Raw genomic sequence first — 18642 nt, 5'->3', positions numbered from 1 at the left:
GCCGCAAAACCGATGTGGAAATACTGCTTGTAAACCAGCGTATCGCCGTCCAGGCTGGCGTTGAACTCGGGGAATTTCTTCAGCGCGGCCACCACGGCCTTGATGACGAAGGCCAGCATGGTCACTTTGACGCCGCTCTTCTCGTTCTCTTTGTTGGTAGAGACGCGGAAGGCTTCGAGTTCGGTGATGTCGGCCTCGTCGTTGTTAGTGACGTGGGGAATCATCACCCAGTTGCGGTGCAGGTTGGCACCGCTGATCTTCTTGATGCGGCTCAGCTCCTTGCGCTCGACGGCGCCAAACTTGGCGAAATCGACCTTGGGCCAGGGCAGCAAGTCCAGCCCGGCGCCGGTGCCTGCGCTGGCGGCGGGCGCCTTGGCGGCCTGGGCCTGGGTTTGCAGGCTGCCCGCCATCACCGATTGGGTAAAGGCTTGCACGTCGGCCTGGGTGATGCGGCCTTTGGGGCCGGTGCCCTTGACTTCGGCCAGCGGCACGCCCAGTTCGCGCGCAAATTTGCGCACCGAGGGCGAGGCATGCGGCAGTTTGCCCGTGGGCGCAGCCGTGGGCTGGTGGGCGGGCACGGGGGCGGCGGCGCTGGCTGCTACCAAAGCAGGAGCTGCTGGCGCTTGTGCAGCGGCAGTTGCAAGTGTTTTTGGTGCTGAAACCGTTGCGGGGCCTGCGCTAGCAGCTCCCGAATCAGGAGCGCTTGCTGGTGCCGGTGCTGGTGCGGCGGCAGGTGCGGCGGCGGCGCCTTCGGCCACTTCCAGCGCCAGCACCACGCTGCCTTGCTTGACCTGGTCGCCAATCTGCACGCGCAGCTCCTTGACCACGCCAGCGTGGCTGGAAGGAATCTCCATCGAGGCCTTGTCGGACTCGACGGTGATCAGGCTTTGCTCGGCCTGCACGGTGTCGCCGGGTTTGACCAGCAGCTCAATGACCGTCACGGCGTCGAAGTCGCCAATGTCGGGAACCTGGATTTCAATCAGTGCCATGGTGTGTCTCCCGGTTTCAGGCGTACAGCGGGTTGATGCGGTCGGCCTGGATGCCGTATTTGGCAATGGCCTCGGCCACGCGCTGGGCGGGCAGCTTGCCGTCTTGTGCCAGCGCCTTGAGCGCGGCCACGACGATGTAGTGGCGGTTGATCTCGAAGTGCTCGCGCAGCTTGCTGCGGAAGTCGCTGCGGCCAAAGCCGTCGGTGCCCAGCACCTTGTAGCTGCGCACCGTGCCGTCGGCGTTGGCGGGGATGAAGGGGCGAATCTGCTCAGCGTAGGCCTTCATGTAGTCGGTGGAAGCCACCACGGGGCCGGTGTGACCGCCCAGTTGCTGCGCCACAAAGGGCACGCGCGGCGTCTCCAGCGGGTGCAGCAGGTTCCAGCGCTCGGCGTCCTGGCCATCGCGGGTCAGCTCGTTGAACGATGGGCAGCTCCACACATCGGCCTGCACGCCCCAGTCGGTGGCCAGCAGGGTTTGCGCGGCAAAGGATTCGCGCAGGATGCTGCCCGAGCCCAGCAGCTGCACGCGCTTGTCGCCCTCGGCGCCGGGTTTGCACAGGTACATGCCCTTGATGATCTGCGCCTCAGTGCCGGGGGTGAGGCCGGGCATGGCGTAGTTCTCGTTGAGCAGGGTCAGGTAGTAGAAGACGTTTTCCTGGCGCTCGACCATGCGCTGCAAGCCGTGGTGCAGGATGACGGCCACTTCATGGGCAAAGGTGGGGTCGTAGCTGACGCAGTTGGGGATCGTGCCTGCCAGGATGTGGCTGTGGCCGTCTTCGTGCTGCAAGCCTTCGCCGTTGAGCGTGGTGCGGCCCGAGGTGCCGCCCAGCAAGAAGCCGCGCGCCTGCATATCGCCCGCTGCCCAGGCCAGGTCGCCAATGCGCTGGAAGCCGAACATCGAGTAGTACACGTAGAACGGGATCATGATCCGGTTGTTGGTGCTGTAGCTGGTGGCGGCGGCAATCCAGCTGCTCATGCCGCCGGCCTCGTTGATGCCTTCTTGCAGGATTTGCCCGGCCTTGTCTTCCTTGTAGTACATGACCTGGTCTTTATCGACCGGGGTGTACTGCTGGCCTGCGGGGTTGTAGATGCCGATCTGGCGGAACAGCCCTTCCATGCCGAAGGTGCGCGCCTCATCGACCAGGATGGGCACCACGCGCGGGCCCAGGGCCTGGTCGCGCAGCAGCTGCGTCAAAAAGCGCACGTAGGCTTGCGTGGTGCTGATCTCGCGGCCCTCGGGCGTGGGCTCCAGGATGGCCTTGAAGGTGTCGAGTGCAGGCACCGTGAAGCTCTCGTCCGATTTCACACGGCGGTGTGGCAGGTAGCCGCCCAGCGCTTTGCGGCGCGCGTGCAGGTACTGCATTTCCGGGGTGTCGTCGGCTGGCTTGTAGAAAGGCAGCTCGGCGATCTGGCTGTCGGGCACGGGGATGTTGAAGCGGTCGCGGAAGGCCTTGATGTCTTCGTCGCTGAGCTTTTTGGTCTGGTGAACGGTGTTCTTGGCCTCGCCAATCTTGCCCATGCCAAAGCCCTTGACGGTCTTGATGAGCAGCACCGAAGGCTGGCCGCCGTGGTTTTGCGCCGCATGGAAGGCGGCGTACACCTTTTGCGAGTCGTGGCCACCGCGTTGCAGGTTCCAGATTTCGTCGTCGCTCATGTGCTCGACCATCTTCAGCGTGCGCGGGTCGCGGCCAAAGAAGTTTTTGCGCACGTAGGCACCGTCGTTGGCCTTCATGGCCTGGTAGTCGCCGTCGTTGGTTTCCATCATGAGCTTGCGCAGCGCGCCGTCATGGTCTTTGGCCAGCAGCTCGTCCCAGCCCTTGCCCCAGATCAGTTTGATGACGTTCCAGCCCGCGCCACGGAACTCGCCTTCCAGCTCCTGGATGATTTTGCCGTTGCCGCGCACCGGGCCATCGAGGCGCTGCAAGTTGCAGTTGATGACGAACACCAGGTTGTCGAGCTTCTCGCGCGCGGCCAGGCCAATGGCGCCCAGGGATTCGACTTCGTCCATTTCGCCATCGCCGCAGAACACCCAGACCTTGCGGTTTTCGGTGTTGGCAATGCCACGGGCGTGCAGGTATTTCAAAAAGCGCGCTTGGTAAATCGCCATCAACGGCCCCAGGCCCATGGACACGGTGGGGAACTGCCAGAACTCGGGCATGAGCTTGGGGTGGGGGTAGCTGGACAGGCCCTTGCCGTCCACTTCCTGGCGGAAATTGAGCAGTTGCTCTTCCGAGATGCGCCCTTCCAGATAAGCACGCGCGTAAATGCCGGGCGAGACGTGGCCCTGGATGTAGAGCAGATCGCCGCCGTGGTTGTCGCTCTCGGCGTGCCAGAAGTGGTTGAAGCCCGCACCAAACATGCTGGCCAGCGAGGCAAAGGAGCCGATGTGGCCGCCCAGATCGCCCCCTTCAGGCGGGTTGTGGCGGTTGGCCTTGACGACCATGGCCATGGCGTTCCAGCGCATGTAGGCGCGCAGGCGCTGCTCGATTTCGAGGTTGCCGGGGCTGCGCGCTTCCTGGCTGGGCTCGATGGTATTGACGTAGCCGGTGTTGGCCGAGAAAGGCATGTCCACGCTGCTTTGGCGGGCATGTTCCAGCAGCTGCTCCAGCAGAAAGTGGGCGCGCTCTGAGCCCTGGCTCTCGATGACGGCGGACAGCGCATCCGTCCATTCGCGTGTTTCTTGAAGATCGCTATCGAGGCCGCTGGCGCTGGCCTGTGGATCGGTCTGTGCTGACATGGTTTGTCTCCTATCGGTTGACCACAAATGGGGTGCGCGCTGGAGGCGCTGCGGCACAAGTTTCGCATATTTTTTCGCAATTTCAAATGATGCCTTCAATTTCCACAATGCGAAAAATTGCTGCAACCGCACAAAAATACGAGGCTGGGCACAGCGCTGGCGCACCCTACACTTGCAGCCCATATGTACCGGACTTCTCTCACTGCAATACAGACACATGGCTCGTCGCTGGTGCGCGGATGGCGCGCCTGGTGGCGCAGCCTTTCGCCCACGCGCCAGGACAGGTTTGCCGCACTGGCACCTTTGGCGGCCGTGCTGATGTTCATGGCGGCCATCGTGGCGGCGTTCTGGTACTTGCGCATGGAAGAAGGCGAGCGCGAACAGGAAGCCCTGCGCCGTGACGCGGAATACGCCCAGCAGCGCGTGCGCCTGCGCCTGCTGGAGCGCCAGGAGCAGCTCATGCGCATTGCCCGCGACCTGTCCAACCAGGACATGGACAAAGCCCAGTTTGGCCAGCGCGCCGAAGCCCTGATCAGCCAATACCCCGAGCTGCAAGCCATCACCTGGCTGGACGATCACGGCCGCACCAAAGCCAGCCATGCCGCGCCATCGCTGGCGGGCGAGCAGGTGCGCGTGCCCGGCGAAGTGCTCAAAAGTGGCGAAACCGCCGACACCTTTGGCCTGACGCGCGATTTGCAGCAACCGGTGTACGCCCAGCAAAGCGCCACCGACGGCGAAACCACGCCCCTGCTCCAGCTGCAAGTGCCCATCAACGTGCAAGGCCAGTTTGGCGGCGTGGTGCTGGGCGAATACTCCATCGACAGCCTGCTGCGCTACGGCACGCCCACCGAGGTGCTGGCGCGCTACGCAGTCACACTGCTGGACGCCAAAGGACAGGTGCTGGCGGGCACACCGCTGGCGCCGCGCCACCGCTCAGCCCAGTGGCTCCCCTGGAGCGCACAGGCCAACGCCTACGAAGTGCCCGTCTCGCCCGTAGGCAACGGCCTGGTGCTGCGGGCCCAGGCCTACCGCACCTCGCTGGGGGTGGTGGGCAGCGGCCTGTTCTGGCTGGTCGTCACGCTCAGCGCCATGACGGCCTGGATGCTGATTGCCACCTGGCGCCACACCCGTCGGCGCATGCAGACGCAGCTGGCGCTGGTGGCAGAAACCAATTTCCGCCGCGCCATGGAAAACTCCGTGCTCACCGGTATGCGCGCCCTTGACCTGCAAGGCCGCATCACCTATGTGAACGCCGCCTTCTGCCAGATGACGGGCTGGAGCGAGGCCGAGCTGGTGGGGCAAGTACCGCCCTACTCTTACTGGCCCGAGTCCGACCACGAGCAATTGCAAAACCACCTGAAGGATGAGCTGAGCGGCAAAACCATGCCCGGCGGCTTTCAGGTGCGGGTGCGGCGCAAAAACGGTGCGGTGTTTGATGCGCGGCTGTACGTCTCGCCCCTCATCGACGCGCGCGGCCAGCAAACGGGCTGGATGACATCGATGACCGACATCACCGAGCCCAACCGCATCCGCGAGCAGCTCTCGGCCTCGCACGAGCGCTTCACCATCGTGCTCGAAGCGCTGGACGCTTCGGTATCGGTCGCGCCGCTGGGCAGCGAGGAGCTGCTGTTTGCCAACAAGCTCTACCGCCAGTGGTTTGGTTCGCAAACGGTGGGGCACTTGCAGCTGGTGGCACAGGCAGGCGTGCTGCCCTCGACCAGCGCCAGCGGGGCCGATGACGAAGACGGCCTGATGGGCCTGCCTGCCGACTCCCTGACCAGCGCGCACTCGGAAAACGCCGAAATCTACCTGCCCGATCTGGGCAAGTGGCTGGAGGTGCGCTCGCGCTATCTCAGCTGGGTGGACGGTCGCCTAGCGCAGATGGTGATTGCCACCGACATCACACCCCGGCGCCAGGCCGAAGAGCAGGCTGCGCGCCAGACCGAACGCGCCCAGTCGGTCAGCCGCCTCATCACCATGGGCGAGATGGCGTCCAGCGTGGCGCACGAACTCAACCAGCCGCTCACGGCCATCAACAACTACTGCAGCGGCATCATCTCGCGCATCCACAGCGGCCAGATCACGCAGGAAACCCTGCTCACGGCGCTGGAAAAAACCGCCCACCAGGCCCAGCGCGCGGGCCAGATCATCCAGCGCATCCGCGACTTCGTGAAAAAAAGCGAGCCCAACCGCCAACTGGCCGACGTGGCCAACATGGTGGCCGAAGCCGTGGAACTGGCCGACATCGAACTGCGCCGACACAACGTGCGCCTGACCCACCATGTGGCAGCGCGCCTGCCCCCGGTCATGGCCGACTCCATCCTGATCGAGCAGGTGCTGATCAACCTGATGAAAAACGCCGCCGAATCGATTGCCCAGGCGCGCCGCCCCCCAGCCGGTCGCAGCGTGGAGCTGCGCGTGGTGCCCAAGCAGGTCGATGGCCAGGAGGTGGTGGAATTTTCTGTGCAGGACACCGGCCAGGGCCTGGCCGCAGAGGTGCTGGAGCGCCTGTTCGAAGCCTTCTTCTCCACCAAGCAAGAAGGCATGGGCATGGGACTGAATTTGTGCCGCAGCATCGTCGAATCCCACCAAGGGAGAATGCAGGCGCAGAACCTCTACAATGGTTCGGAGGTCACGGGGTGCCGGTTTTCATTCTGGCTTCCGCTTGCTGCACCTCCCAGTGACACTACAAATCTTGTAGCAAACGCACACCCCCCAAGGACAATTGCATGAGTTTGATTCCGAAAAAAGGCACTGTTTACGTAGTCGACGATGACGAGGCCGTGCGCGATTCGCTGCAATGGCTGCTCGAAGGAAAGGACTACCGGGTACGCTGCTTTGATTCGGCCGAATCCTTTCTGGCGCGCTACGACCAGCGCGAAGTGGCCTGCCTGATCGTGGACATCCGCATGGGCGGCATGACCGGGCTGGAGCTGCAAGACCGGCTGATCGAGCGCAAGTCGCCGCTCCCCATCGTCTTCATCACCGGCCACGGCGATGTGCCCATGGCGGTCAACACCATGAAGAAGGGCGCGTTGGACTTCATCCAGAAGCCGTTCAATGAAGAAGAACTGGTAGGACTGGTCGAACGCATGCTGGAGCATGCCCGCGAGGCTTTCACCGGCCACCAGCAGGCCGCCAGCCGCGACGCCCTGCTCTCCAAGCTCACCACCCGCGAAGCCCAGGTGCTGGAGCGCATCGTCGCTGGCCGCCTGAACAAGCAGATCGCCGACGACCTGGGCATCAGCATCAAAACGGTGGAAGCGCACCGCGCCAACATCATGGAAAAGCTTGGCGCCAACACCGTGGCCGATTTGCTCAAGATTGCCCTGGGGCAAAACGCACCCAAGGCCTGAGGGGCGATAGCTCCTTTTTTCATAGCTGCTAGCGCTCACCACGTAAGCGCTAGAGCCTATTTTCATTGGAATTCTCAAATGACAGCCCAACTGATTGACGGCAACGCCCTCTCGCGCCAACTGCGCACCGAAGTGGCCCAGCGCGCAGCCGCCTTGCGCGCGCGCGGCACCACCCCCGGCCTGGCCGTGGTGCTGGTGGGCGACAACCCCGCCAGCCAGGTCTATGTGCGCAACAAAGTCAAAGCCTGCGAAGAGGCCGGCCTGCACTCGGTGCTGGAGAAATACGACGCCAGCCTGAGCGAAGCCGAGCTGCTGGCCCGCGTCGAGGCGCTGAACAACGACCCGGCCATCCACGGCATCCTGGTGCAACTGCCACTGCCTGCGCACATCGACGACCACAAAGTGATTGAAGCCATCTCGCCGCTGAAGGACGTGGACGGCTTCCACGTGGCCAGCGCGGGTGCGCTGATGGTGGGCGAAGTCGGCTTCAAAGCCTGCACGCCCTATGGCTGCATGAAGATGCTCGAATCCATCGGCATGAAGGATTTGCGCGGCAAGCACGCGGTCGTGATTGGCCGCAGCAACATCGTCGGCAAACCCATGGCCATGATGCTGCTGGCAGCCAACGCCACCGTCACCGTCTGCCACAGCGGCACCTTTGATCTGGCTGCCATGACGCGCCAGGCAGACATCGTGGTCGCCGCCGTGGGCAAGCGCAACGTGCTCACTGCTGACATGGTCAAGCCCGGCGCCGTGGTGATTGACGTGGGCATGAACCGCAACGATGAAGGCAAGCTCTGCGGCGATGTGGACTTTGATGGCGTCAAGGCAGTGGCGGGCTACATCACCCCGGTGCCCGGCGGCGTAGGCCCCATGACCATCACCATGCTGCTGGTCAACACCTTGGAGGCGGCCGAGCGCGCTGCGGCAGGCTGAAATCTGCGCGCCATTTTTCATCCGCCACGGCCCTTCGTATTGAACTGATGCGCGGCAACGCCATCTGACCCCGCATGAGCAATCCCCTCCTCGCCTTCACCGACCTGCCCGCGTTCGATCGCATCACCCCCGCTGACGTGGCGCCCGCCATGGACGTGCTGCTGGAGCGCGCCAATGCAGCCCTGGAAACCGTCACTGCGCCCGATTTTCCCGCCCGCTGGGATGCCATGGCGCAGGTGCTGGATGTAGCCACCGAGGCGCTGGGCCGGGCCTGGGGGGCCGTAAGCCACCTCAACAGCGTGGCCGATACGCCCGAACTGCGCGCCGCCTACAACGAGGCCCTGCCGCGCGTCACCGATTTCTGGACGCGCTTGGGTGCCGACGAGCGCCTTTACGCCAAATACAAGGCCATGGACCCGGCGCTGCTCAACAGCGAACAGCGCCAGGCACACCAGAACGCCGTGCGCAACTTTGTGCTCTCGGGCGCTGAACTGACGGGCGCCGACAAAGAGCGATTCGCGCAAATCCAGGAGCGCATGGCCGAGTTGCAGCAAAAATTCAGCGAAAACGCACTCGATGCCACCGACGCCTACACCTACTACGCCAGCGCCGACGAAGTCGCTGGCCTGCCCGACGACGTGCAGCGCACCGCCCGCGCTGCCGCCCAGGCGCTGGGCAAAGACGGCTACCAGCTCACGCTGAAGATGCCCTGCTACCTGCCGGTGATGCAGTTTGCGCACAGCAGCGCCCTGCGCGCCACGCTGTACCGCGCCTACGTCACCCGCGCCTCCGACCAGGCCCCGGCAGAGGCGCTGCAATTCGACAACACCGGCTTCATCCGCGAAATCCTGGCCCTGCGCCAGGAAGAAGCCCAACTGCTGGGCTACGTCAACTTTGGCGAAGTCTCGGTGGTGCCCAAGATGGCCGAGTCGCCCGCACAGGTCATTGCGTTTTTGCGCGATCTGGCCCAACGGGCCCGGCCTTACGCTGAAAAAGACGTGGCCGATTTGCGCGCCTTTGCCGCCGAACACCTGAATTTGCCAGACCCCCAGCCCTGGGACTGGCCGTATGTGGCAGAAAAGCTCAAAGAAGCGCGCTACGCCTTCAGCGAGCAGGAGCTGCGCCAATACTTCCCGGCGCCCAAAGTGCTGGCGGGCCTGTTCAAGATCATTGAAACGCTGTTTGAAGTGGCCATCCGCCGCGACCAGGCGCCAGTGTGGCACCCGGCGGTGGAGTTCTACCGCATCGAGCGCGATGGCCAGCTGGTCGGCCAGTTCTACCTGGATTTGCCTGCGCGCAACGGCAAGCGTGGCGGCGCCTGGATGGACGATGTGCGCACCCGCTGGCTGCACCCGGACAACGGCCAGTTGCAAACCCCGGTGGCGCATCTGGTGTGCAACTTTGCCAGCGGTGTGGACGGCAAGCCCGCCCTGCTCACCCACGACGATGTGATCACGCTGTTCCATGAATTTGGCCACGGCCTGCACCACATGCTGACCCAGGTGAACGAGCGCGACGTATCGGGCATTGGTGGCGTGGAATGGGATGCCGTAGAACTGCCCAGCCAGTTCATGGAAAACTTCTGCTGGGAATGGGATGTACTCAAGCACATGACTGCCCACGCCGACACCGGCGAACCGCTGCCACGCGCCCTGTTCGACAAGATGATTGCAGCCAAGAACTTCCAGAGCGGCATGCAGACGCTGCGCCAGATCGAGTTCTCGCTGTTCGACATGCTGCTGCACACCGAGCACGATCCGGCACAAGATTTCATGCCCCTGCTGGAGCTGGTGCGCGCCGAAGTCGCTGTACTGCAACCACCGGCGTTCAGCCGCACTGCGCACACTTTCAGCCACATCTTTGCTGGTGGCTACGCGGCAGGGTATTACAGCTACAAGTGGGCTGAAGTGCTCAGTGCCGATGCCTACGCCGCCTTTGAAGAAACCGCCGCCGCAGATGGCACCCCCAACGCCGAGACGGGCCGCCGCTACCGCCAAGCCATTCTGGAAGCAGGCGGCAGCCGCCCGGCCATGGAGTCATTCAAAGCCTTCCGGGGCCGCGAGCCCAGCCTGGACGCATTGTTGCGCCACCAGGGCATGGCCTGATCAGGCCATAGCACAGCACCTTGGCGTGGCGTGCCCGTTGCCGCTATTTCTGGAGACAACCCATGCATTTCTTTTCCCACACCTTGGCAGTGGCTGCGGCGCTGGGCTTGCTGGCCGGGGCTGGCACAGCCCAGGCACAGCAGGTTTACCGCATCGTCGGCCCCGACGGCAAAGTCACCTTCTCTGACCGCTCCCCCAGCCATGAGGCACCGGTAGCCGCAGAGGGGCGTGCAGCCACGGTGCAGGATGGCGGGGCAAGCTCTGCACTGCCTTATGCGTTGGGCCAGATTGCCGCCCGCTTTCCCGTCACGCTGTACACGGCTGCCGACTGTGCGCCCTGCGCCAGCGCACGCAGCATGCTGGTCAGCCGGGGCATCCCGTTCACAGAACGCACTGTCGGCAGCAACGAGGACATCGAAGCACTCAAACGGCTGAGCGGCAACACCAGTTTGCCGTTTGGCTCCATCGGCAACCAACAGCTGCAAGGCTTCTCTGACAGCGAGTGGACGCAGTACCTGAACGCGGCGGGTTACCCCACGCAGTCGCAGTTACCGCCCAGCTACCGTCGCCCGGCGGCCACGCCTTTGGTAGCAATCAAACGCGCCGAGCCTGCGGCGCGGCCCAACGAAGACCGCACACCAGCGACACCCAACACAGGAATGCCACTGCCTGCGCAAGGCCCCGCACCCAGCAACCCAGCAGGCATACGCTTCTGAGAACGCGGGGGACGGCGATGCCCAAGCGGGCATCGGAACACTCAATACGTCAGAGTTTCCACGCCGCTGGCCGTACCCAAAAGGCACACCGAGGCTTTCTGGTGTGCAAAAACGCCTACTGTCACCACACCAGGCCACTGGTTCACCGCAGACTCGAACGCCAGCGGGTCGGTAATGCGCAGACCATGCACATCCAAAATATGCTGGCCGTTATCGGTAACCAGTGGCTGACCATCTTTCAGCCGCAAAGTGGCCTGTCCACCCAGGGCGGCAAACCGGCGTGCAATCTGCTGGGCGGCCATGGGAATGACTTCAACAGGTAGCGGAAATTGCCCCAGCGTGGCCACCCGCTTGGACTCATCGGCAATGCACACAAAGCGCTGCGCCAGCGCAGCAACGATTTTTTCGCGCGTCAGCGCCGCACCACCACCTTTGATCATGTAGCCATGGCCATCAATTTCGTCGGCGCCATCGACATACACCGACAACTGCTCGACCGCATTGGCATCCAGTACGGGAATGCCGATGGCCTGGAGGCGCGCAGTGCTGGCTTCCGAGCTGGAAACGGCGGCGCGAACCTGGTCTTTCATGGTAGCCAGCGCATCAATGAACTTGTTGACCGTGGAGCCGGTGCCCACGCCCACAATGTCACCGGGGGCGATATAGCGCAGTGCGGCTTGGCCAACCATGGCCTTGAGTTCGTCTTGGGTCAGGGGGGAAGAAGTGGTCGTCATGGGAGAGAATCGGGGGTGAACCTTGAATTATCCCCATGTCACTGATTCCCTACGCCCTCACCCGCCCCTTTTTGTTTGGCATGGACGCCGAAGCCGCCCACGACCTCACCATGGACATGCTTTCCCGCGGCCAAGGCACCCCCCTGCAATGGGCCTGGTGCAACGAAACGGTCGATGACCCGATTGAACTGGCGGGCCTGACTTTTCCAAACCGTGTTGGCATGGCTGCAGGCCTGGACAAGAATGCCCGCTGTATTGATGCGCTGGGCGCCATGGGTTTTGGCTTTGTGGAAGTGGGCACCGTGACGCCCAAGCCCCAACCAGGCAACCCCAAGCCACGCATGTTTCGCTTACCTGAGGCCAAAGCGCTGATCAACCGGTTGGGCTTCAACAACGACGGACTCGACGCCTTTGTACGCAACGTGCAACAAGCGAAGTTCCGCACGCAAAAACGCCGTCACCCCATGCTGCTGGGCCTGAACATCGGCAAAAACGCGGCCACCCCTATCGAGAATGCGACGGCAGACTACCTGACCTGTCTGGATGGTGTGTACCCCCACGCAGACTACGTTACGGTCAACATCAGCTCCCCCAACACCCAAAATTTGCGCGCCCTGCAAAGCGATGCGGCGCTGGACAGCCTGCTGGGCGCCATTGCGGAGCGGCGCGAGGTGCTCGCCCGCCAGTACACCCGCCCTGATGGCAAAGGTGGCACACAAGCTCGGCGGGTGCCTATTTTTGTCAAGATTGCACCGGATTTGGACGAGGCACAGGTAGCAGTCATCGCCTCGACACTGGAGCGCCATGGCATGGATGGCGTGATTGCCACCAACACCACGATTGGGCGCAGCGCCGTGCAGGGGTTGCGCCATGCCAATGAAACTGGTGGCTTGAGCGGTGCGCCGGTGCTGGAAGCGAGCAACCAGGTGATTCGCCAACTGCGCGCTGCCTTGGGTAGCCGCTTCCCCATCATCGGCGTGGGTGGCATCATGAGCGCCGACGCCGCCGTGGCCAAAATACGTGCCGGAGCCGATGTGGTGCAAATCTACACCGGATTGATCTACGAAGGACCGGCTTTGGTCAGCAAAGCCGCACAGGCGATCAAGACGATGGCGTAACCACCAAAGAACAGGCGCCCCAAAGGCGCCTGTAGTGCTCAAAATATCAACGAGAGCGCAATCGCACCACCAAGGGCCACACCACACTGGCCCAACGCACCAGCCGCCGAGGACCAGCAGCCAGAGCAACACCTGCCAATGCAGCGACGGCCACAGGATGTTGTTTCACAAACACCATCAGGCGCAACACCAAAGTCTCGGGCAAGGCGCCTTGACCGGTTCTCACCGCAGCGGCCAGCGACTGCGACCGCTGGCTTCTGCGTGCAGCCAGACGCTCACGCTGGGCTGCAATGCGCGCCAGCACACGCTGCTGCTCTGCTGTAGGCAGCAGCGGTTTTTTAACCATGGGAATCGGCATATTCACAGCTGCTCCTTGATGCCACGCCAGTCCTGAAGCAGTTCACGGCGTGTCAGAGCAAAAGCACTGCCTGCCTGGCGCACCATAGACACCAAGGCCCACATTGCTGCACCCCACAACAGAAGCCAGCCACCAGCCACCAGCCAAGCGACCAAGATGCGCTGCGGCGTATCCCAGAACTGAACCATCAGGGCCAATGACAACAAGATGAGGGCTACCACGGTCAGACCAGCAACCAAAATGGTCAGCACCAGCAAATAGCGCAAACGCCTTTTCTGCTCCTGCCACTCCAAGTGCGCCAGCTCCAGCCTGTCCTCTGCGGCGATGGCGCCTTCAATCAGCGAAGCGCGCCAACGCGCCACAAAGGCTTCCAGACCAAGCATGGAAATCCAGTTCATATGGCGGCCTCCTTGAAGATTGGCAAGACCGCACGATGGAGCGCGATCCGTCGCCCCCGATCAGCGGCGCGCAAGCAGAAAACCAACCAAAGCGCCAACCGCCATAGCGGCACCAGCCACACGCCATGGTTCATCGTGTGCATAGCGATCGGCAGCACGGGCAGCGTCCTTGGCTTGGCGCGCAGCTTCCTGCGCCGCATGGACTGCTGCATCGCGAACGTTGTGCATACCATCGTCCAGACGTTGGCGCAGAACTTTGATTTCAGGCACGCTGTCGAGGTCTTTGCTGGACAACAATCCACGCAAATCGGCGACCAGTTTTTCCAGTTCAGTCTGGGTGCTGGAAATGGTGTCGGAAACGGAGTTCGTCATACAAGCCTTTCGTTAGAAAATAAATGGGCTACGAACCACGCACTGTGCACATGGCTTCGCAACGCACGCTCATCTTAGCGAAATCAATAGCAGCAACCCGAAAACCAGAAATTAAAAAACCCTTGCAGACACAAGGCCTGCAAGGGTTGAATTGGTGGGTGATACATGGATCGAACATGTGACCCCTGCCGTGTGAAGGCAGTGCTCTACCGCTGAGCTAATCACCCGTCGTGAAATTCACGAGGACTGTCAAAAACTGAAAATATGGTGGGTGATACATGGATCGAACATGTGACCCCTGCCGTGTGAAGGCAGTGCTCTACCGCTGAGCTAATCACCCGTGTCATCGTGACAGCCCGCAATTATGGCACAGTTTTTTCGGCGTTCTGAATGGACCGAAAAATTGTTTTGCCACCACAGGCTTTGTCGATCTGGGCCAGCACGCCCTCATGGGAAGCAGCCTCCTCTTCACTGGCGTGCAGCACGGGCAATGCAATGCCACGCAAATCGATGCCACTGACCACGCTGAGCGCCTGTGCACCTTCTGCTACCTCGTCGGCAATGAGCAGCGCATCCTGCCCACGGGTGAGGTTGATGTACACATCGGCCAGCAGTTCCGCATCCAGCAGCGCGCCGTGCAGGGTGCGGCCCGAGTTGTCCACGCCCAGGCGGTCACACAACGCGTCGAGCGAATTGCGTTTGCCCGGGTACATCTCCTTGGCCATGACCAAGGTGTCGGTCACCTCTTCGACAAAATCGCGAAAAGGCGCTCGGCCCGTCAGCTCCAGCTCTTTGTTGAGAAAGCCTACGTCAAACGCGGCGTTGTGGATGATGATTTCAGCACCTTGCAGGTACGCCATTAGCTCATCAACCACGGCACTGAAGGGCGGCTTGTCCTTCAAAAATTCATTGCTGATGCCGTGGATACGCAGCGCATCCGGGTGGCTGTCGCGCCCCGGGTTCAGATAAAAGTGCTTGTTGTTGCCGGTGAGCTTGCGCGCCACCAGCTCAACACAGCCGATTTCAATGATGCGGTCGCCGCCCTCAGCCGACAGGCCGGTGGTTTCCGTATCCAGAACAATCTGCCGCACCATGTCAGTGGTTTTCCTTGGCGTGGTTGATGGAGTATTTGGGGATTTCCACCGTCACATTCGCACCCGCCAGAATGGCCTGGCAGCTCAGGCGCGACTGTGGCTCCAGGCCCCAGGCACGGTCAAGCAGGTCTTCCTCTTCTTCTTCGGGCGCATTGAGCGTCTGGAACCCCTCGCGCACGATCACATGGCAGGTCGTGCAGGCACAGCTCATGTCGCAGGCGTGCTCGATGTTGATGTGGTGCTCCAGCAGGGCCTCGCAAATGGAGGTGCCTGCGGGGGCGGTGATTTCAGCGCCAGCGGGGCAGTATTCGGGGTGGGGCAGGATTTTGATGACGGGCATAACGTGTTTTGCAGGGGTGAGAAGGGTTACAGGCTTTGCACGTTCTTGCCCGCAAGCGCCGCGCGGATGCCACGGTTCATGCGCTGCGCGGCAAAGGCTTCGGTGCCATGGGCCAGGGCCTGCGTGGCGGACTCGATGGCAGCGGCGTCCTGGCTGGTTTGCTGGCTGCGCAGGGCGGCCATCAGGGCGTCGATGGCGGCACGCTCGGTGCCCGAGAGCAAATCCCCATCGGCGTCAAGTGCGCTTTGGGTGGCCATCAGCATGCGGTCGGCATCGACCCGGGCCTCTACCAGCGCGCGCGCCTGGATGTCTTGGGCGGCGGTGGCAAAACCGTCTTGCAGCATTTGGGCGACTTGGTCGTCGCTCAACCCATAAGACGGCTTGACGTCGATGTGCGCCTCGACGCCACTGACCTGCTCTTTGGCACTGACAGACAGCAGGCCGTCGGCATCCACCGTGAAAGTGACACGGATGCGCGCTGCGCCCGCTGCCATGGGCGGAATGCCACGCAGCTCAAAACGCGCCAGGCTGCGGCAGTCTTGCACCAGATCGCGCTCGCCCTGCACCACATGCAGCGCCAGCGCGGTCTGGCCGTCTTTGTAGGTGGTGAAGTCCTGCGCCTTGGCGGTGGGAATGGTTTCATTGCGCGACACAATGCGCTCGACCAAACCGCCCATGGTTTCAATGCCCAAGGAGAGCGGAATCACGTCCAGCAGCAGCAAATCGCCCGCTGTGTTGTTGCCCGCCAGCTGGTTGGCCTGGATGGCCGCACCCAGCGCCACCACTTCATCGGGGTTCAGGTTGGTCAGGGGCGTGCGGCCAAAAAATTCGCCCACGGCGCGCTGCACCTGCGGCATGCGCGTGGAGCCGCCCACCATGACCACGCCCTGCACCTCGGCGGGGCTGAGCTGGGCATCGCGCAGCGCCCGGCGCACCGCCGCCAGCGAGCGCGCAGTGAGGTGCGCTGTGGCAGCCTCAAAGTCAGCACGTTTGACATCAAATTGCACTGTAACGCCCGCCAGATGTGCGCTATAAGCTATGCTTTCAGTAGCAGTCAAAGCCTCTTTGCAAGCCCGGGAAGCCAAACGCGCAGCGGCTTTATCGGCTGGCGTGCTCACCTGCAAGCCCAGTTGCTGCAACACCCAGTCGGCCAGCGCACTGTCGTAGTCATCGCCACCCAAGGAGGAATCGCCGCCGGTGGAAATCACCTCGAACACGCCCTGCGTCAAGCGCAGGATGGAGATGTCAAACGTGCCACCGCCCAGGTCGTACACGGCATAGACGCCTTCGCTGGCGTTGTCCAGGCCATAGGCAATGGCCGCAGCCGTGGGCTCGTTGATCAGGCGCAGCAGGTGGATGCCCGCGAGCTGGGCGGCATCCTTGGTGGCCTGGCGCTGGGCATCGTCAAAGTAGGCAGGCACGGTGATGACGGCGCCGTACAGGTCGTCGTTGAAGGTGTCTTCGGCACGGTAGCGCAGCGTGGCCAGGATGTCGGCGCTGATTTCCACCGGCGACTTCACGCCGCCCGCCGTGGCCAGGCTGACCATGCCGCCCTGCCCTGCGCCAGCATGCGTACTGCCGTTGGCAAAGTCGTAGGGCAGCTTGTCGGCATGGTCGATGTCGGCCAGTCCGCGTCCCATGAAGCGCTTGACCGAGACGATGGTGTTGCGCGCATCTTCCGTCTGGGCAGCAGCGGCGTCGTGGCCAATCTGGCGCTTGCCGCCTTCAAGGTAGCGCACGATGGAGGGCAACAGCACCCGGCCTGCATCGTCGGGCAGACACTCGGCAACGCCATTGCGCACCGCAGCCACCAAAGAGTGCGTGGTGCCCAGGTCAATACCGACGGCAATACGCCGTTGGTGCGGGTCGGGGGACTGGCCGGGTTCGGAAATCTGCAACAGCGCCATGGATTTTTTCTGGTGTGGGTAGAGAGAAGGTCGTTATTGTCCCAGCAGGTCTTGGCGGCGCTCTATGTCCTGGGCAAAACGCGCAATGAACATGAGGGCTCTGACCTGCTGGGCAGCGGCGGTGTAGTCGTGCTGCTCGTCGATCAACGTGGCACAGCGCTCCAATGCATCCTGGCGCGCCTGGCGCACTTCGCCTTCCAGGGCGTCGAGCGCGGCGGCGCTATCGGCCTCGTCCAGTGCCTCGCGCCACTCCATTTGCTGCATCAGAAACTGCGCTGGCATGGTGGTGTTGTCTTCGGCACGGATGGGCGCGCCGTTCAGTTCGCACAGGTAGGCCGCGCGGCGCTGCGGGTCTTTGATGCGCTGGTAGGCCTCGTTGATGCGCACCGACCACTGCATGGCCACGCGCTGCGCAGCGGCGCCCTGGGCCGCAAAGCGGTCGGGGTGCACTTCGCGCTGTAGTTCTTTCCAGCGTGCATCGAGCGCACTGCGCTCCTGGGCAAAGCGCTGGGGCACGCCAAACAACGCAAAATCGTCAGATTGCAGGTTCATAGGTCATAAAAAAACCGCCAGCACGGTGCGCGGTGGCGGTTTTGCACAAAGGTTGCAGGCAAATTTTGCTCAAACCCGGAAGCTTTCTCCGCAGCCGCAGCGGTCGCGCTCGTTGGGGTTGTTGAAGCGAAAGCCTTCATTGAGGCCCTCGCGCACAAAATCCAGTTCGGTACCGTCGATGTAGGCCAGGCTTTTCGGGTCGATCAACACCTTGACGCCATGGTTTTCAAACACCAGGTCTTCGGGCGCGGCCTCGTCCACATACTCCAGCTTGTAGGCCAAGCCCGAGCAGCCACTGGTCTTGACGCCCAACCGCACACCCAGCCCCTGGCCGCGCCGGGCCAGGTAGCGGCTGACATGCCGGGCTGCTGCTTCAGTCAGCGTGATGGCCATGGCGTCAGGCAGCGGCAGGCGCTGCGGCGCCGTGCTTGGCCTTGTAGTCCTGCACTGCGGCCTTGATGGCGTCTTCGGCCAGGATCGAGCAGTGGATCTTCACTGGCGGCAGCGCCAGTTCTTCGGCGATTTCGCTGTTTTTCAGCGCAGCCGCTTCGTCCAGCGTTTTGCCCTTGACCCACTCCGTCACCAGGGACGATGAGGCGATGGCCGAGCCACAGCCATAGGTCTTGAAGCGCGCGTCTTCGATGACGCCGGTTTCAGGGTTGACCTTGATTTGCAGCTTCATCACGTCGCCGCAGGCAGGTGCGCCGACCATGCCGGTGCCGACCGATTCGTCGCCCTTGTCAAACGAACCCACGTTGCGTGGGTTTTCATAGTGGTCAATCACTTTGTCGGAATAGGCCATAATTTACTCCTTTATTAATAGCTACTAGCGCTTGCTGCGCAAGGTCTAGAGGCCAATTTGATACATATTATTAGTGGGCTGCCCACTGGATGGTGCTGAGGTCTACACCATCCTGGAACATCTCCCAC

At 62.6% G+C, this 18642-nt stretch carries 16 protein-coding genes, 2 tRNA genes and 1 pseudogene; 6 read left to right on the top strand and 13 right to left on the bottom strand.

Annotated elements, in window-relative coordinates:
* Positions 1-1088, bottom strand: a pseudogene (locus tag PHX69_RS08315) (2-oxo acid dehydrogenase subunit E2); the annotation flags it as partial.
* Positions 1006-3726: a pyruvate dehydrogenase (acetyl-transferring), homodimeric type gene (gene aceE / locus PHX69_RS08310; protein ID WP_288043274.1), complete on the bottom strand. Its 2721-nt coding sequence runs from the start codon at positions 3724-3726 to the stop codon at positions 1006-1008. The gene aceE and the pseudogene PHX69_RS08315, both read right to left, overlap by 83 nt.
* Before the next feature lie 183 nt (positions 3727-3909).
* On the opposite strand from aceE, the gene PHX69_RS08305 reads away from it, so the two are divergent.
* The 5 genes from PHX69_RS08305 to PHX69_RS08285 all read left to right on the top strand — a co-directional run bounded on the left by PHX69_RS08305 (position 3910) and on the right by PHX69_RS08285 (position 10839).
* Positions 3910-6459, top strand: a complete 2550-nt coding sequence (locus PHX69_RS08305) for a PAS domain-containing sensor histidine kinase (RefSeq protein ID WP_288043272.1) — start codon at positions 3910-3912, stop codon at positions 6457-6459.
* Positions 6456-7082: a response regulator transcription factor gene (locus tag PHX69_RS08300; protein WP_119012313.1), complete on the top strand. Its 627-nt coding sequence runs from the start codon at positions 6456-6458 to the stop codon at positions 7080-7082. The genes PHX69_RS08305 and PHX69_RS08300 overlap by 4 nt, the downstream gene beginning before the upstream one ends.
* Before the next feature lie 78 nt (positions 7083-7160).
* Positions 7161-8018 carry a bifunctional methylenetetrahydrofolate dehydrogenase/methenyltetrahydrofolate cyclohydrolase FolD gene (gene folD, locus PHX69_RS08295; RefSeq protein ID WP_119012312.1) on the top strand — a complete coding sequence of 286 codons (858 nt, stop codon included), beginning with the start codon at positions 7161-7163 and terminating at the stop codon, positions 8016-8018.
* Positions 8019-8092: 74 nt separating this feature from the next.
* Positions 8093-10123: a M3 family metallopeptidase gene (locus tag PHX69_RS08290; protein ID WP_288043270.1), complete on the top strand. Its 2031-nt coding sequence runs from the start codon at positions 8093-8095 to the stop codon at positions 10121-10123.
* A 62-nt stretch (positions 10124-10185) separates the two neighbouring features.
* Entirely contained in the window at positions 10186-10839 is a 654-nt protein-coding gene (locus tag PHX69_RS08285; protein WP_288043269.1) for a glutaredoxin family protein, read from the top strand.
* Between the two features lie 41 nt (positions 10840-10880).
* Here PHX69_RS08285 and rpiA read toward each other — a convergent pair whose 3' ends face one another.
* Positions 10881-11573 (bottom strand): ribose-5-phosphate isomerase RpiA, encoded by a 693-nt coding sequence (rpiA, locus tag PHX69_RS08280; protein WP_288043268.1) that lies wholly within the window; start codon positions 11571-11573, stop codon positions 10881-10883.
* A 35-nt stretch (positions 11574-11608) separates the two neighbouring features.
* Between rpiA and PHX69_RS08275 the strand changes: the two genes are divergently transcribed.
* Positions 11609-12691, top strand: coding sequence for a quinone-dependent dihydroorotate dehydrogenase (locus PHX69_RS08275; protein ID WP_288043267.1), 1083 nt, complete (start codon positions 11609-11611; stop codon positions 12689-12691).
* A 360-nt stretch (positions 12692-13051) separates the two neighbouring features.
* Here the strand turns inward: PHX69_RS08275 and PHX69_RS08265 are convergent, their stop codons facing one another.
* The 10 genes from PHX69_RS08265 to iscU form a co-directional block, all read right to left on the bottom strand.
* A complete protein-coding gene (locus PHX69_RS08265) occupies positions 13052-13447 on the bottom strand; it encodes a phage holin family protein (RefSeq protein ID WP_288043266.1) in 396 nt (131 codons plus the stop codon).
* 60 nt (positions 13448-13507) lie between these two features.
* Positions 13508-13819 (bottom strand): DUF883 family protein, encoded by a 312-nt coding sequence (locus tag PHX69_RS08260; RefSeq protein WP_119012306.1) that lies wholly within the window; start codon positions 13817-13819, stop codon positions 13508-13510.
* A 152-nt stretch (positions 13820-13971) separates the two neighbouring features.
* Positions 13972-14046 (bottom strand) — tRNA-Val (locus PHX69_RS08255).
* 38 nt (positions 14047-14084) lie between these two features.
* A tRNA-Val gene (locus PHX69_RS08250) sits at positions 14085-14159 on the bottom strand.
* 22 nt (positions 14160-14181) lie between these two features.
* Entirely contained in the window at positions 14182-14913 is a 732-nt protein-coding gene (gene dnaQ, locus PHX69_RS08245) for a DNA polymerase III subunit epsilon (protein WP_119012305.1), read from the bottom strand.
* 1 nt (position 14914) lies between these two features.
* Complete coding sequence (fdx, locus tag PHX69_RS08240; RefSeq protein ID WP_119012304.1) at positions 14915-15253, bottom strand: ISC system 2Fe-2S type ferredoxin; 339 nt, start codon at positions 15251-15253, stop codon at positions 14915-14917.
* 26 nt (positions 15254-15279) lie between these two features.
* Positions 15280-17160 (bottom strand): Fe-S protein assembly chaperone HscA, encoded by a 1881-nt coding sequence (gene hscA / locus PHX69_RS08235; protein ID WP_288043263.1) that lies wholly within the window; start codon positions 17158-17160, stop codon positions 15280-15282.
* A 33-nt stretch (positions 17161-17193) separates the two neighbouring features.
* Positions 17194-17712 (bottom strand): Fe-S protein assembly co-chaperone HscB, encoded by a 519-nt coding sequence (gene hscB, locus PHX69_RS08230; RefSeq protein WP_119012302.1) that lies wholly within the window; start codon positions 17710-17712, stop codon positions 17194-17196.
* Between the two features lie 69 nt (positions 17713-17781).
* Positions 17782-18105 (bottom strand): iron-sulfur cluster assembly protein IscA, encoded by a 324-nt coding sequence (gene iscA, locus PHX69_RS08225; protein ID WP_119012301.1) that lies wholly within the window; start codon positions 18103-18105, stop codon positions 17782-17784.
* A gap of 4 nt (positions 18106-18109) precedes the next feature.
* Positions 18110-18514: a Fe-S cluster assembly scaffold IscU gene (iscU, locus tag PHX69_RS08220; protein ID WP_288043261.1), complete on the bottom strand. Its 405-nt coding sequence runs from the start codon at positions 18512-18514 to the stop codon at positions 18110-18112.
* Positions 18515-18642 lie beyond the last annotated feature (128 nt).

It is taken from the genome of Simplicispira sp. (genome assembly GCF_028687295.1).
Classification (GTDB): domain Bacteria; phylum Pseudomonadota; class Gammaproteobacteria; order Burkholderiales; family Burkholderiaceae_C; genus Simplicispira; species Simplicispira metamorpha.
The sequence above is the reverse complement of the archived record's forward strand: the minus strand, read 5'-3'. Positions and strand labels throughout refer to the sequence as shown.